The 13,945-nt window shown below is 73.1% G+C and carries 17 protein-coding genes and 2 tRNA genes; 7 read left to right on the top strand and 12 right to left on the bottom strand.

Translation table 11 applies throughout. From position 1 onward, the window contains the following. Positions 1 to 212: 212 nt before the first annotated feature. Positions 213 to 1,133: a sigma-70 family RNA polymerase sigma factor gene (locus ACTG9Q_RS18135; RefSeq protein WP_455574049.1), complete on the bottom strand. Its 921-nt coding sequence runs from the start codon at positions 1,131 to 1,133 to the stop codon at positions 213 to 215. A gap of 38 nt (positions 1,134 to 1,171) precedes the next feature. Between ACTG9Q_RS18135 and dnaG the strand changes: the two genes are divergently transcribed. The 3 genes from dnaG to ACTG9Q_RS18120 are packed head-to-tail and all read left to right on the top strand — an operon-like array spanning position 1,172 to position 4,368. Then, positions 1,172 to 3,085 carry a DNA primase gene (gene dnaG / locus ACTG9Q_RS18130; protein ID WP_455573970.1) on the top strand — a complete coding sequence of 638 codons (1,914 nt, stop codon included), beginning with the start codon at positions 1,172 to 1,174 and terminating at the stop codon, positions 3,083 to 3,085. Then, positions 3,082 to 3,606 carry a hypothetical protein gene (locus tag ACTG9Q_RS18125; RefSeq protein WP_455573969.1) on the top strand — a complete coding sequence of 175 codons (525 nt, stop codon included), beginning with the start codon at positions 3,082 to 3,084 and terminating at the stop codon, positions 3,604 to 3,606. Before dnaG ends, ACTG9Q_RS18125 begins: the two co-directional genes overlap by 4 nt. An 18-nt stretch (positions 3,607 to 3,624) precedes the next feature. Then, positions 3,625 to 4,368: a trans-aconitate 2-methyltransferase gene (locus ACTG9Q_RS18120; RefSeq protein ID WP_455573968.1), complete on the top strand. Its 744-nt coding sequence runs from the start codon at positions 3,625 to 3,627 to the stop codon at positions 4,366 to 4,368. Here the strand turns inward: ACTG9Q_RS18120 and ACTG9Q_RS18115 are convergent. Next, positions 4,365 to 4,538 carry a hypothetical protein gene (locus tag ACTG9Q_RS18115; protein WP_455573967.1) on the bottom strand — a complete coding sequence of 58 codons (174 nt, stop codon included), beginning with the start codon at positions 4,536 to 4,538 and terminating at the stop codon, positions 4,365 to 4,367. The genes ACTG9Q_RS18120 and ACTG9Q_RS18115 overlap by 4 nt on opposite strands. Positions 4,539 to 4,691: 153 nt before the next feature. Between ACTG9Q_RS18115 and ACTG9Q_RS18110 the strand changes: the two genes are divergently transcribed. The 3 genes from ACTG9Q_RS18110 (at position 4,692) to ACTG9Q_RS18100 (ending at position 5,333) form a co-directional block, all read left to right on the top strand. Continuing rightward, positions 4,692 to 4,764 (top strand) — tRNA-Asn (locus ACTG9Q_RS18110). An 89-nt stretch (positions 4,765 to 4,853) separates the two neighbouring features. Next, positions 4,854 to 4,930: transfer RNA gene (locus ACTG9Q_RS18105), tRNA-Ile, on the top strand. A 130-nt stretch (positions 4,931 to 5,060) separates the two neighbouring features. Continuing rightward, positions 5,061 to 5,333 carry a putative quinol monooxygenase gene (locus ACTG9Q_RS18100; RefSeq protein WP_455573966.1) on the top strand — a complete coding sequence of 91 codons (273 nt, stop codon included), beginning with the start codon at positions 5,061 to 5,063 and terminating at the stop codon, positions 5,331 to 5,333. Positions 5,334 to 5,438: 105 nt separating this feature from the next. On the opposite strand, the gene ACTG9Q_RS18095 is transcribed toward ACTG9Q_RS18100, so the two are convergent. From ACTG9Q_RS18095 to ACTG9Q_RS18050, 10 genes are all read right to left on the bottom strand, one after another. Continuing rightward, a complete protein-coding gene (locus ACTG9Q_RS18095; RefSeq protein WP_455573965.1) occupies positions 5,439 to 6,710 on the bottom strand; it encodes an MFS transporter in 1,272 nt (423 codons plus the stop codon). Positions 6,711 to 6,736: 26 nt separating this feature from the next. Next, positions 6,737 to 7,390, bottom strand: a complete 654-nt coding sequence (locus ACTG9Q_RS18090; protein ID WP_455573964.1) for a peptidoglycan-binding domain-containing protein — start codon at positions 7,388 to 7,390, stop codon at positions 6,737 to 6,739. 16 nt (positions 7,391 to 7,406) lie between these two features. Next, complete coding sequence (locus tag ACTG9Q_RS18085) at positions 7,407 to 7,571, bottom strand: hypothetical protein (protein ID WP_455573963.1); 165 nt, start codon at positions 7,569 to 7,571, stop codon at positions 7,407 to 7,409. Between the two features lie 76 nt (positions 7,572 to 7,647). Next, positions 7,648 to 8,595 carry a CobW family GTP-binding protein gene (locus ACTG9Q_RS18080; protein WP_455573962.1) on the bottom strand — a complete coding sequence of 316 codons (948 nt, stop codon included), beginning with the start codon at positions 8,593 to 8,595 and terminating at the stop codon, positions 7,648 to 7,650. A gap of 52 nt (positions 8,596 to 8,647) precedes the next feature. Further along, the gene (locus tag ACTG9Q_RS18075) at positions 8,648 to 8,899 is read right to left on the bottom strand and encodes a hypothetical protein (RefSeq protein WP_455573961.1); all 252 of its coding nucleotides are present in this window, start codon (positions 8,897 to 8,899) and stop codon (positions 8,648 to 8,650) included. A 127-nt stretch (positions 8,900 to 9,026) separates the two neighbouring features. Then, a complete protein-coding gene (locus ACTG9Q_RS18070; RefSeq protein ID WP_455573960.1) occupies positions 9,027 to 9,518 on the bottom strand; it encodes an NUDIX domain-containing protein in 492 nt (163 codons plus the stop codon). A 42-nt stretch (positions 9,519 to 9,560) separates the two neighbouring features. Continuing rightward, complete coding sequence (locus tag ACTG9Q_RS18065; RefSeq protein ID WP_455573959.1) at positions 9,561 to 10,610, bottom strand: hypothetical protein; 1,050 nt, start codon at positions 10,608 to 10,610, stop codon at positions 9,561 to 9,563. Positions 10,611 to 10,841: 231 nt separating this feature from the next. Further along, positions 10,842 to 11,516 carry a copper homeostasis protein CutC gene (locus ACTG9Q_RS18060; protein WP_455573958.1) on the bottom strand — a complete coding sequence of 225 codons (675 nt, stop codon included), beginning with the start codon at positions 11,514 to 11,516 and terminating at the stop codon, positions 10,842 to 10,844. Between the two features lie 15 nt (positions 11,517 to 11,531). Continuing rightward, positions 11,532 to 11,957 carry a VOC family protein gene (locus tag ACTG9Q_RS18055; RefSeq protein ID WP_455573957.1) on the bottom strand — a complete coding sequence of 142 codons (426 nt, stop codon included), beginning with the start codon at positions 11,955 to 11,957 and terminating at the stop codon, positions 11,532 to 11,534. Between the two features lie 40 nt (positions 11,958 to 11,997). Further along, positions 11,998 to 13,053: a WD40/YVTN/BNR-like repeat-containing protein gene (locus tag ACTG9Q_RS18050; protein ID WP_455573956.1), complete on the bottom strand. Its 1,056-nt coding sequence runs from the start codon at positions 13,051 to 13,053 to the stop codon at positions 11,998 to 12,000. 91 nt (positions 13,054 to 13,144) lie between these two features. Here ACTG9Q_RS18050 and ACTG9Q_RS18045 point away from each other — a divergent pair, with 91 nt between their 5' ends. Continuing rightward, the gene (locus ACTG9Q_RS18045; RefSeq protein ID WP_455573955.1) at positions 13,145 to 13,915 is read left to right on the top strand and encodes an SGNH/GDSL hydrolase family protein; all 771 of its coding nucleotides are present in this window, start codon (positions 13,145 to 13,147) and stop codon (positions 13,913 to 13,915) included. Positions 13,916 to 13,945: the final 30 nt, after the last annotated feature.

Below are 13,945 nucleotides of genomic sequence, written 5' to 3'. Positions count from 1 at the left end.
CTGATGTCACCTGAGCGTGGGTGAGGAATGGTGCGCACTCGGAAGATGCGTCGCTGAGAGTGTCGGTACCGTTACCCGGCGTTTGGGGGACGGCTTCTTCCCGCCGAGCGACCAAGGAACCGGCGTGTGGGTGAACGCCAGCCTGTGGTGAACGCCAGCCCGTGGTGAACGTCAGCCCGTAGCCCGTGGTGAACGTCAGCCTGTGGTGGACATCAGTCTGGGACGCGGGCCAGTTTGTCCGGGTTGACGATGTCGAAGATCGCCGCGATGCGGCCGTCGCGGATGGCGAACGTCGTGACCCGGCGGGCGACCGGCCGCGGACCCGGCAGGTCGGGCACGCTCATGCCCAGGTCGCCGTTGACCAGCACCGGGCGCAGGTTCATCATGCGCTCCGCGCCGTACATCGCCAGCAGGCCGACCAGGAAGCGGGCGATCTTGTCGGTGCCCTCGATGCGGTGACGCGCGGTGCGCGCCTTGCCGTCGCTGTCGCCGACGAACACCGCGTCCGGATGCAGCAGGCTGACCACGGAACCGATGTCACCGCTGGCCAGCGCGCCCAGGAAGCGCTCAAGGACCTCGCGCTGCTCCCGCAGGGCGAGCCTCGGCGGCGGGTCGGCATCGGCGGCCGCGCGCCTGCCCCGGGAGGCGTGCTGGCGGGCGGTGGCCTCCGCGCAGGCCAGCGTCTCGGCGATCTCGGTGTAGGGCACCGCGAACGCGTCGTGCAGGACGAACGCCACGCGCTGCTCCGGGGTCAGGCGGTCGAGCACCACCAGCGCGGCCATGCGGACGCCGTCGTCGCGGACCACCGCGTCGAGCGGGTCCTCACCAGGACCGCCGTCCACCGCGGTGACCACCGGCTCGGGCAGCCACGGCCCCACGTAGCGCTCCCGGCGGGCCGGGGCCGAGCGCAGCCGGTCGAGGCACAGCCTGCCGACGACGGTGGTCAGCCAGCCCCGCAGGTCCATGATGCCCGCCGAGTCCTCCACAGTGGACAGCCGCAGCCAGGCGTCCTGCACCGCGTCCTCGGCGTCGGCCAGGGTGCCGGTGAGGCGGTAGGCCACGCCCAGCAGGTGGCCGCGGTGCTCGGTGAAGCGCTCGGCCAGCGCGGTGTCGCCTGCGGTCACCCGCCCCAGGGTAGTCCCGCCGATCGGAGCGCATAGACTCGACGGCTGTGGCTGGGCGCATCCGGGAAAGCGACATCGCGCTCGTACGTGAGCGCAGCCGCATCGACGACGTCGTCGGTGAGTACGTGGCGCTGCGCCGCGCCGGTGGCGGCGCGCTGAAGGGGCTGTGCCCCTTCCACGACGAGAAGACCCCGTCGTTCAACGTGCGCTCGACGCACGGCACCTTCCACTGCTTCGGCTGCGGCGTCGGCGGCGACGTCATCGCCTTCATCATGCAGATCGACCACCTCTCCTTCGTGGAGTCGGTCGAGCGGCTGGCCGAGCGCTGCGGCGTGCAGCTGACCTACGAGGGCGGCGGCACCAGCGTCCAGCGCGACCGCGGCACCCGCGCCCGGCTGACCGACGCGCACAAGACCGCCGCCGAGTTCTACGCCGAGCAGCTGTTCACCCCCGACGCGGTCAAGGCCAGGCAGTTCCTGGCCGAGCGGGGCTTCGACGAGCCGGTCTGGGCCAGGTTCGGCTGCGGCTACGCCCCCGCGGGCTGGGACAAGCTGACCAAGCACCTGCTCGGCCGCGGCTTCGAGCTCGCCGAGCTGATCAAGGGCGGGCTCTCCCGCGAGGGCAGGCAGGGCCCGATCGACCGGTTCCACCGCAGGCTGCTGTGGCCGATCAGGGACATCAGCGGCGACGTCGTCGGCTTCGGCGCGCGCAGGCTCTTCGACGACGACCAGATCCAGGCGAAGTACCTCAACACCAACGAGACGCCGATCTACAAGAAGTCGCACGTCCTCTTCGGCCTCGACCTGGCCAAGCGCGAGATCGCCAAGCGCCACCAGGTCGTCGTGGTCGAGGGCTACACCGACGTCATGGCCATGCACGCCGCCGAGGTGCCCACCGCGGTCGCCTCCTGCGGCACCGCCTTCGGCAACGACCACATCGGCGTCCTGCGCAGGCTGCTGATGGACGACGACGCCTTCCGCGGCGAGGTCATCTTCACCTTCGACGGCGACGAGGCGGGCCAGAAGGCCGCGCGCAAGGCCTTCGACGAGGGCGACCAGCAGTTCGCGTCCAAGACCTTCATCGCCATCGCCCCGGAGGGCATGGACCCCTGCGACCTGCGCCAGCGCAAGGGCGACGTGGCCGTGCGCGACCTCATCGCCCGCAGGCAGCCGCTGTTCGCCTTCGCCATCCGCGCCGAGCTGGCCGAGCACGACCTGGAGACCTCCGAGGGCCGGGTGGAGGCGCTGCGCCGCACGGTGCCGATGGTCGCCGGGATCAAGGACCACTCGCTGCGCGACGACTACGCCCGCCAGCTCGCGGGCTGGGTCGGCTGGGACGACATGGCCACCGTCGTGCGCCGCGTCCGCGAGACCTCGGGCGCGGGCCCGGCCACCCCGCAGCCCAAGCGCTCGCGTCCCGTCGACCCGAACCAGGGCGCCCTGGCCGTCGAGGTCACCGGCCCGGAGCGGCCGGACCCGCGCGACCACAAGCTCCGCGCCCAGCGGGAAGTGATCAAGCTCGCACTCCAGGAGCCTGCCTGGGCAGGCCCGATGTACGACTCGCTGCCCTCCGAGGTGTTCACCCACCCCGCCTACGACACGCTGCACCGGGCCGTCCTGGACGCGGGCGGCACGGCCAGCGGGCTGGCGGGCGCGGAGCTGCTGGAGGCGGTGACCAAGAACTGCAACACCCAGGTGATGCGGACCCTGGCCAGCGAGCTGGCCGTGGAGCCGATGCCGCTGCCGAACAAGAACGCCGCCGCCGAGCGCTACGCCGCGGCGATCCTGGCCGCGGTGCAGCGCGAGCTGGTCGCCCGCCAGATCGCCGACCTCAAGTCGCGGCTGCAGCGGGTGTCCCCGATCGAGGAGCCGGAGACCGCGCGCGAACTCTGGGGCGACATCGTCGCCATGGAGGAGTGGTACAAGGCGTTGGGCAAGCAGGCGGCGGGAGAGTTCGAGTGAGGTTCTGGTCCCGGCTGTTCAGTGGCGGCCTGCCCGCGGGGTTCCCGGGCTCGCTGGAGGAGGACGAGGCCGTGGCCGCTGCGGCGCCGGTGCGCGGTGGCGGGCACCTGGTGGCGACGTCGCTGGGGCTGTGGGTGCCCGAGGGGGAGGGCGTCCGGCGGATCGGCTGGCACCTGGTGTCCAAGGCGGCGTGGGACAGCGGTGTGTTCACCATCACAGAGGCGGAGGAAGCGGGCGCGGCGGGCGCGGCGGTCGTCCTGCGCGACCTGGCGCCCCGGCGGATCGCCGTCGAGCAGCCGGGCAAGCTCCCGCAGGCCGTCCAGCAGCGGGTCACCGCGTCGATCCGGTCCCGGCACCGCCACGAGCTGCCCGGCGGCGGCGCGTGGTTCGTCCAGCGCAAGGTGCCCGGCCTCGACGGGGTCGTCCTGCAGGTGCGCCCGGACGACGGCAGTGACGTGGACGCCATCCGGGCGGTCGCGGCGGAGGTCGCCGCCAAGATCGCGGCGGCGCGCGAGAACTGACTTTTCGAGAGGCCCGTCATGTGGAACCCAGCCGACTACCTCACCTTCGGCGACCAGCGCGGCCGTCCGTTCTACGACCTGGTGGCCCGGGTGACCCCCGGGCACCCGCGCGCGGTCGTCGACCTGGGCTGCGGTCCCGGCACCCTCACCGCCACCCTGTCGCACCGCTGGCCAGGCGCCCGGATCACCGGCGTCGACTCCTCGCCGGAGATGGTCTCCGCCGCCCGCGCCCGGGGCGTCACGGTGGAGCCGGGCGACATCCGGAAGTGGGCGCCCGCCCAGGACACCGACGTCGTGATCAGCAACGCCGCGCTGCAGTGGGTGCCCGAGCACCCGGACCTGCTGCGCGCGTGGGCCTCGGTCCTGCCCTCGCACGGCTGGCTGGCCGTCCAGGTCCCCGGCAACTTCGCCGCCCCGTCGCACGTGCTGGTCCGGGAACTGGCCGAGGAGCGCGGCCTGCGCGCGCACCTGCGCGAGGAGGACGCCGTGCTCAGCCCCGAGGCCTACGCCACCCTGCTCGACGACTGCGAGGTCGACGCCTGGGAAACGACGTACCTGCACCGTCTTGAGGGCGAGCACCCGGTCCTGGACTGGATCACCGGCACCGCGTTGCGCCCCATCCGCGCGGCCCTGGACGACGCGGGCTGGGCCGACTTCCGCGCCACCCTGGCCCCCCGGCTGCGCACCGCGTACCCGCCGCGCGCCGACGGCAGCACCTGGTTCCCGTTCCGCCGCGTGTTCTTCGTGGCCAGGACGCCCTAGGGCCTGCGCCCCTTGTCGAACCCGAGCTTGGCCCGCGCGATCCCCGCGGCGCCCTGCACGGCCGGGTTGTCGCTGACCCTGCGGTAGGTCCGCACCAGCTGGTCATAACGCCCCCGACCCGCCTTGGCGCCGAAGACGTACCCAACCGCCGCTCCGAGCAGAAACCCCACCACAGCCCGCCTCCCGGCTCTTGACGACCTCTGCGCGCCATCCTCCCATCCGGGGCCCCACGTGCGCACACCGTCAGAGAGGGACCCCCGCCCACGGCCCGGTGGGCATGCGCTAGAGTTACCACCCGTCGGGCTGGCCCCGGCGAAGGCCCTTCCTCCATAGCTCAATTGGCAGAGCATTCGACTGTTAATCGAAGGGTTGCTGGTTCAAGTCCAGCTGGAGGAGCGCAGAGAGCCCAGGCCAATGGCCTGGGCTCTTCCATTCCCACGAGTTGATCAAGCCCGGCCCGCGCCCGGGTAGGATCACCCGGGTCAGGGGCGGTAGCTCAGTTGGTCAGAGCAGGGAACTCATAATTCCTTGGCCGTGGGTTCGAGCCCCACCCGCCCCACCAATGCACGCGGTGCGCGAACTGTGTCTGTGCTGGTCAGGTTGGGTTTAGCGGGTACGCCCCAGTCAGGTGACCGCCGCTGGTCCTGGGCCGTTGTCCCCTGATGGTCGGGTGGAGTGGCTAGGGTCGTCCCATGGTGATCGTGGCGGGGAGCATCCAGGTGGCGTCCGGGCGGCGGGACGAGTTCGTCGCGGAGTCGCGGGATGCGGTGGTTCAGGCTCGGGGGACGGCGGGGTGTCTGGACTTCGTCGTCGCGGCTGATCCGATCGATCCTGACCGGGTGGTGGTGTTCGAGCGGTGGGAGACGGTGGAGGCGCTGGCTGCCTTCCGGGGGGACGGGCCCGGGGACGAGCTGGGCGCGATGATCGTCGACGTGCGGGTCGAGCAGTACGCCGTGATGTCCTAGAACAGGTCGGTGGTGTCGTGGCCCAGCCGAGCCCGAGGGAGAACTCCGCCACCTCGTCGATGGACCGGCAAGGCAGGAGTGGAATCGTCTCTCGTCGGCCACGCCTCAGCGTAGTGGCGTGCCGCGGGTCTCCGGCAGTGTCAGGATCACCGCGAACGCGACCGCCGCGCCACCGGCGACGTACCAGAAGAACGCCGTCGCCATGCCCGCCCCGGACAGCGCGCTGATCAACAGCGGCGCCGTGCCGCCGAAGATGGCTACGGTGAGGTTGTACCAGGCCCCGATGCCCAGCCCGCGCAGCTCGGTGGGGAACAGCTCGCTCATCAACGCGGGCGCGACGGAGGTCATGGCCGTGTAGAGCCCGAGGCCGACGGTGAACACCACCAGCAGGTTCCCGAAACCAGGTCGCACCAAAGTGGACAGTGGCACGATCAGGACGGACGTCGCCGCCGACCACGCCAGCAGCTGCGGCTTGCGGCCGAACCGGTCGGCGAGCGCGCCCATCGGGTACTGCAGCACCACGAAGATCGCCGTCGCCACCGACAGCGCCAGGAACACGTCCACCGCGTCCGCGCCGCGCGTCTTCACCGCGAACGGTGTCAGCGCGCTGAAGAACGTGTAGTAGCACAGCGTCGACAGCATCGTGAAGCCGACGAGCTGGCCGACGGCCCTGGGGTGCTCGCGCAGGGTCGCGCGCAGCGGGTTGGCCACCCGCTTGGCCTTGTGCGCCTCGAACAGCTCGGTCTCCACCAGGCTGCGCCGCAGCCACAGCCCGACCAGCCCGAGCACGCCGCCCAGGATGAACGGGATGCGCCACCCCCACGACTGCATGGTCTCCGCGCTGAGCGACCGGGCCAGCGCGAACCCCAGGATCGACGCGCTGAGCACCGCCGTGCCGGTGGAGATGTAGAAGAACGCCGAGTACCGCCCGCGCCGGTCCGCGGGCGCGATCTCCCCGAGGTAGGCCGAGGCGTTGGACACCTCCCCGCCCAGCGAGAGCCCCTGCACGATCCGGGCCAGCAGCAGCCCGATCGGCGCCAGCCAGCCCACCTGCGCGAACGTCGGCAGGACTCCGATCAGCACCGACCCGCCCGCCATCATCACGATGGTCAGCACCATCGCGGGCTTGCGACCCCGCAGGTCCGCGAAACGGCCCAGGAGCACCCCGCCCAAGGGGCGGAAGAAGAACGCCAGGGCGTAGGTGGCGAAGGTGTTGATCTGCGCCAGGGTGTCGTTGCCCGAGGGGAAGAACGCGGTCGCGAAGTAGATGCTGAACGTGGCGTAGATGGTCCAGTCGAACCACTCCAGGGCGTTGCCGACGCTCGCCGCGACCAGTTTGCGGACCGGGAGGCGGTGTCGAACCGTGGGGTCGGCCATAACTCACACAGTAGGGGGGTGGTTGGTTACCTGGCTAGGTCGAACCGCCACCGCAGGTGGGCGCCCGCGCTCCAGTCGACGTCGCCGCGCATCTCCTGGGGGGTGTACCGCAGGGTGAACTCCCCGCGCAGGAACAGTTCCACGTCGCGGAGGGGGCGGACGCCGAACTCGGCCTCGTTCTCCAGGCCCAGTTCGAAGCCGTGGTCGCTCGACCAGTCCAGGGTGAAGCGGTGGGTGTGGTTGAGGAACCAGCGCGGCCACAGGCGGATCTCGCGGTTGAGCAGTTCGACGCCGCCGTTGCCCGCCAGCGGGCCGACGTCGCCGCCCAGGCGCAGCCGGGCGTCGGGGTGGGCGCCGAGGTCGAAGTTCTCGAACTCCACCACCATCCGCTCCACCGTGGTGTCCTGCCACCGCAGCCACAGCTCGAACGGGATCGCCAGGTTCAGCGGGGTCGCGGCGGGTGGCTGTGGCGGGTTTTCCAGCGCCTGCCAGGTGGCCTCGTCCACGACGCCGGTCGCGGGCAGGCCCTCGCGGGTCTGGAAGAAACCCACCGACGCCTCGGTGATCGGGCCGAAGCGGCCGTCGGCCGGGCTGAGCCGGACATCGGCGCCCGCCAGCCGGTCGGCGAGCAGGCCCTGCAGGTACTCGACCCACTGCTGCTCGGTGCTGTCACGACGCAATTCGGGATTGGACATGTCAGGCCATCGCCGTGTCGCCGGGACCGTGGCGCAGGGCGTCGTCCACGCCCTCGACGCAGGCGGGGACGGGTTGGCCTTCCAGCCAGGCCACCCACTCGCCGTTGAGGTCGATCCGCTCGCCGGTGTCGATCTCGTGCTCGAACTCCACGGTGCTCTCGTCCATGCAGGCGATGGTGAGCGGGCCGCGGCGGCGGGCCAATGTCCGATCGGGTGGGGTCGGGGGCGGCCCGAAGGGCAGCTCAGGACCGCTCGTACCGGGTGATGGACAGCAGGGCGATGGGGTCGGCCGGGCCGTCGGCGACGGTCGCGCGCAAGCGCTCGCGGAGGTCGTCGGGGTGCAGGCCGAGCCCGATGAACACCAGTTCGGTGCCCTCGCCCGGCTCCTTGGCGACCCGCACGGACCCACCGACGACCTGGACGGCGTACCGCTGGTCGGGTCCGAAGTGGACGTACCCCTTGGCGCGGTAGACCCCGGTGTGCCGGTCGGTGAGGACCGCGGCCAGGCGGATCGGGTCCAGCGGGGCGTCGCTGGTGAAGTCGACGGCCTCGTACCCGGCGTGGATGTGCTCGCCGTGGTCTTCCAGGTCGAAGAAGGACAGCTGCCTGCCCGCGGGCTCCGGGCGCTCGACCGGGTCGAACAGCAGGGCCGGGTCGACGCGGCCGAAGGAGGTGGGCACGACGGGCTCGCCGCCCGCCAGCTCGCGGACGAGCGCGAGGAGGCCGTCGTCGGCGTGCTCGAACTTGTTGAGCAGCACCAGGTCGGCGTAGCGCAGGTGCTTGTCGATCTGCGGGTGGCGCTCGCGGGTGGCGGCGAACTCCGCGGCGTCGACCACCTCGACCAGCCCCGCGAACTCCACCCCCGGGCAGGCCAGCACCATCCGCGCCATCGCGGGCGGTTCGGCCAGGCCGCTGGCCTCGATGACGATGGCGTCGACATCGGCCCCGGCCAGCGTGGCGAGCATGGCCTCCAGGTCCGAGGCGTCGACCGCGCAGCACAGGCAGCCGTTGCCGAGGGTGACCATCGAGTCGACCTGGGCGGCCACCGCCATCGCGTCAATGTTGATCCGGCCGAAGTCGTTGACGATCACCCCGATGCGCCGCCCGTCCGCGGTCCGCAGCAGGTGGTTGAGCAGGGAGGTCTTGCCTGAGCCGAGGAAGCCCGCGACCACGACGACCGGAATCCGCACGGTGCGAGGGTAAGCCCCCGCCGGACCCCCAGCCCGGCGGGGGCGCTGACCCCTAGTAGCAGACGTAGAGGTTCCAGTCGAACACGTCCTCCTCGCAGACGTAGGCCCACCACCTCCCCGTGCCCACACCGGCCTGGCCGATCTGCTCACACTGCGCGCGGTCCCAGTAGCCTGCGTAGTAGCTGCCGCACATCGACACCGCCCGCGGGCGGACCTGCTCGTCGGCCATGGCGGCCGCCGCGGTCGGCAGCGCCAGCGTGGCGGTCAGCGCGGCGACGATCCCGGCCTTGGTCAGAGCCTTCATGTCAGTTCCTTTCCCTGTCGGCCGCGCCCCCCGCGACCGTGGAACTGACGTTAACGGCGCTGCTCGTCCTGGTCGTCATGCCCGGGCACGACCGCGGCCTCCTCCTCGCGGCGGAGGGGAGAGCCGATCAGGTGTCCTCTGTGGTCGAGGCGAAGAACCGCGCCACGGCGGCGGTGTGCAGGGGGAAGGCGAGCGGGACCGGGGCGCGCAGCACCTCCCAGCCGGTGGACTCGGCCGTGGCCGTCGACGCGGGCAGCTCACCCGCGCCGACCCGGGCGGCGATGCCGAAGACCAGGAGCGTGCCGTCGGGCGCGCTGACGGTGTCGAACAGGGCGATGCCCGCCGGGTCGAGCGGCACGCCCGCCTCCTCGGCCAGCTCGCGGGCCGCCGCCTGCTGCCAGGTCTCGCCGTGCTCGATGAAGCCGCCGGGCAGGGCGGGCAGCCCGCGGCCGGGATCGATGTCGCGGCGGATGACCAGCAGGCCGTCGTCCACCGGCAGGAGCAGGACCGCGACCGGCAGCGGGTTGCGGTAGGCGGTGTGCCCGCAGGCGCACCGCCGCGGCCAGGAGGCGGCGAGGGGTCCGCCACAGGCGGTGCAGTACGGCATTCTTCGGCCCATCGTCGGTTCCAACTGAGGTGGGCCATTATTCCCAGGGCCCGGCTACGCCCCGGCGCACACCCGGGCCGAGGCGCCGCGCTGGGTGGCGGGGTCGTCCAGGCCGATGGCGACGAGCTGGAAGCAGACCCGCGCCGTGTCCGGGTCGAGGCCGGTGACCACGTGCCTGGTCAGGCCCGCGGCGATGGTGGCCACCGGCACGGGGGGCGCGCCCGCCTCGGTGACGTCGTAGAGCATGAACTGCGCCTGACCGCGCGTCGGGTCTGTCCACGCGACCTCGGCCGAGATCCCGGTTCTGTCCACTGTGGTCAGCACCGGTGCCACCGCGGGGTCGCCGCCGGGCGGGACCGGGGACACCGAGGTCGTCGGCGGGCTCACCGGGGCGGCGTCGTGGGTGCCCAGCACGCCGATGCCCACGCCCACGACCGCGGCGACCACGCCCGTGACCGCGAACCCCCGCCAGCGCAACGCGGCGGGGGAGCGGGCGGGGGAGCGGGCGGGGGCGAGGGCGGGCACCGTCGGCGGCTCCACCGGGCTGGCGGTGTGCCCCGAGCGGTCCCGCGCCGACTTCACCGGGCCGGGGACGGGCGCGCGCCGCAGGTCCGCGGCGGCCAGGGCGTCGCGCAGGGCGGCGGTGTCGGGGAAGCGGTCGTCGCGGCGCTCGCGCAGGCACCGGGCGAGCACGTCGGCCAACGCCGCGGGGACGTCCGGCCGGACCCGGGCGAGGTGGGCGATGGCCCAGTCGGGCGGTGCCGCGGGGGCGTCCGGGCGGACCTGGCCGAGGTGGGCGGTGTCCCCGCCGACCGGTGCGACCCCGGTCAGCAGGGTGACCAGCGTCGAGCCCAGCGCCCACACGTCATCGGCGACGTGGCAGGCCGTCCGCGGCGACACATCGGTCAGGGCGTCGGACAGGGCGTAGGACGTGGGCAGCGCCAGCACGTTCCGGGGTGTGACGGCGCCGTGCGGGACTCCCCGCCGGTGCGCGGACGCCAGCGCGTCGGCCACCGCGATGCCCGCGGCCACCACCTCGGCCACCGGCAGCGGACCGCGCGCCAGCAGCCGGTCGTGCAGCGAGCCAAGGTCGTCGTCCCGCACGCCAGCCCCCGCTTTCTCCCGGGGCGCATCGTAAACGCTGGGGCCGTGTTTTCAGATGGCCCACACGGCCTAGGGCCTGTCCTCAAACCTCGGTCGGTGAGAGTCGGGATCGGATCGGTCGCTGGCGGTGCAGGCGCAGAGCCCTCGTACCGGGTCGTACTCGGGTTCTGCGGCGGTGCCGTCAGCGGCCGATCCGGCCCGGCTATCGCGATCGGGGTTTGAGGACAGGCCCTAGGCATCGAGCAGGGAGCGCAGGGCCTGGACGCGGTCGGCCTCCACCGGGTGCTCCCAGCTCTGCCGGACCAGCCCGCCCGCGTGGATGGCGGTGACGCCCATGGCGCGCAGCTCCGGGACGTGGGCGTGGCGCAGCCCGCCGCCCGCGAGCAGGCGCGGGCCCGGCCAGACCGCGCGGGTGGCCAGCAGCGGCAGGCCGTCGCAGAGGCCGAGGGCGGACCCGGCGGTGAGCACAGTGTCCAGGCCGGGCAGCCCGGCCAGGTCCGACCACGCCCGCGCCGGGTCGCCCGCGTGGTCGACGGCCCGGTGGAACGTCCACGGGCAGCCGTCGATGGCCTCGACCACGGCGCCGGTCGCGGCCAGGTCGACGTCGCCGTCGCCGGTGAGGAACCCGAACACGAACTCCTCGGCGCCCGCGGACCGCAGCGCCCCCGCCGCGGCGACCATGCGCGCCACCTCGGCCTCGTCGGCGGTGAAGCCCGCCCCGCCGCGGATCATGACCCGCAGCGGGATGCCGACCGCCGCGCGCATCCGCGCCACCAGCGCGGGCTCGGGCGTGGTCCCGTCCCGGGACATGTCGGCGACGACCTCCAGCCGGTCGGCGCCGCCCCGCTCGGCGGCGACGGCGTCGTCGGTCGTCAGGGCGATGATCTCGAGCAGTGGTGTGCGCACCGCTCCATGATGGGTCTAGACCACTTGGTTGGTCACGCCGGGGGCGGGATCTGTGTCCCAGCCGTGGTTGGGCGGGGTGTCGCGCGGGCCGCGCAGCACGCAGAACTCGTTGCCCTCGGGGTCGGCGAGCACGGCCCAGCCCCGGCCGTCGGGGGTGCGCCGGTCGTCGACCACCGTCGCGCCGATGGCGAGCAGCCGCTCGACCTCGTCGTCGCGGGGGTTGTCGGGCTTCAGGCACAGGTGCAGGCGGTTCTTGCCCGCCTTCGGTTCCGGGACCTGGCTGAAGAACAGGGCCGTGCCCCCGGGCAGCACGATGATCGCCTCCGGGTCGCCCGGCTTGTCGTCGTCGGCCAGCGGGTAGCCGACGACTCGCGACCAGAAGCTGCCCAGGGCGTAGGTGTCGGCGCAGTCGATGACGATGTTCTGGATGGTGCTTGTCATCCGCCGACCGTTGCGGCCCGGCCCTGTCCCGTCAAACTGTTTACAGGGAGAGCTTGCCGACCCGTCCCCGCGCGCCGGAGGCCCAGCAGGCGCCGTCGCGGGCGCAGTCGACGGAGTCGAAGGTGCCGGTGTCGAACTGGTGCCAGCGCCTGCCGCCGTCGAGGGTGACGTCGCTGCCGGTCGGGCCCACCGTGATGGCGACGCCGGGCAGGAACGCGTGCCAGGCCACCCCGGAGCGGTACCCCCGCGGCGCGGTCTCGGGGCGGGTCCAGGTGCGGCCGCCGTCGCTGGTGACGCCCAGGGCGTCGACCGAGCCGGTCGGGTTGGTGAAGTCCCCGCCGACGGCGATCCCGCGCGACTTGTCCCGGAACGCGGTGGCGTAGACGCCCGCGGTCGGCCCGCCTGCCAGCACGGTGTCGACCGCGGTCCAGGTCGTGCCGCGGTCGGCGGAGCGCAGCACCCGCGCGGTGGCCCCACCGCCGGTGGCGATCCAGGCGTGCCTGCCGCCCGCGACGGTGAGGCACTGCCCGCTCGCGGCGAAGCCGAACTCGCCGTCGAGGGCGGGCGGCATCCCGGCGTCGGGCACCGGCTGCCAGCTCGCCCCGCCGTCGTCGGTGCGCAGCACGCGGAACCTGCCGTCGACCGGGTCGCTCATCGCCAGGCCGTGCCTGCGGTCGAAGAACGCCATGCAGTCGTAGAACGCCGTGGGCTCGGGGTTGCGGAAGGACTCCGTCCAGGACTCGCCGCCGTCGGTGGTCCGGTAGATCCGCGACTGGTCCCCAGGGCCGATCGACAGGGCCACCGCGGTGCGCGCGTCGAATGCCTCGATGTCGCGCAGCTCAAGGGTTTCGCTGCCGGGCGGGGAGCTGTGCTGCCAGGTTCGTCCACTGTCGACGGTGCGCAGGACCGTGCCGCGGGCCCCGCTCGCCCAGGCCACCCGCCCGCTGACCGCCGCCAGCCCGCGCAGCTGCGCGGTCGTGCCGGTCTCCGACAGGGCCCAGGTCAGGTCCGGGTGGGACGGGGTCGCCGCCGCCACGCCCGGAACCCCGCCAAGGGCGACCGCGGCCAGCGCGGCAAGGATCAAGGATCGCTTCATGCCAGCGGACCGTAGCCGACCGCTCGCGCAGTGAACAGGGTTCCACTGAGGCGCCGCGCCGGCTTACCGGCCGGTAGGCTCCCGCGTCGCGATGAGTACACACACCACTTTCGTCGCCGTCGGCGACTCCTTCACCGAGGGCATGTCCGACGAGCTGCCCGACGGCACCTGCCGCGGCTGGGCCGACCTGGTCGCCGCGCGCCTGGCCGCGGACACCGTCGGCTTCCGGTACGCCAACCTGGCCGTGCGCGGCAAGCTCGTCGGGCAGATCGTCGACGAGCAGGTCGGCCCGGCCGCGGCGATGCGGCCCGACCTGGCCAGCTTCGCCGGGGGCATGAACGACGTCATGCGGCCCGGCTGCGACATCGGGACCGTGCTGCGGCGGGTCACCGAGGCGGCGGACCGGCTGGCGGCCTCGTCCCGGCGGCTGATGCTGTTCCGGGTGATCGACCCGACCCGGCGGATGCGGGGCAGCGCCCGGCTGCTGCCCCGCATCCACCGCCTGCTCGACGCCGTCGACGCCGCCGCCGAGCGCCACGACGCGATCCTGGTCGACCTGTTCTCGGCGCGGGTGTTCGACTCGCCGGGGCTGTGGGCGCAGGACCGCATCCACCTCAACGCCGAGGGCCACCGCCGCGTCGCCGAGGCCGTCCTGCGCGCGCTCGGCACGGACCCGGAGTTCGACTGGTCCGCGCCGGTCCCCACCGCGCCCGCCCGCCCGTGGACCGCCCGCCTCGGCGCCGACCTGCGCTGGGCCCGCGCGCACGTCGTGCCGTGGATCGGCCGTCGACTGACCGGGCGCTCGTCCGGGGACGCCCGCCCGCCCAAGCGCCCGGAGCTGACCCCGTTCACCGATCCCTGAGAGTGGTCCCTGAGAGTGGTCCCTGGGGCC

The sequence above is a fragment of the Actinokineospora lacus genome (genome assembly GCF_053813445.1).
Note: the sequence above shows the minus strand (reverse complement) of the source record. Positions and strands in the feature narration are given on the sequence as shown.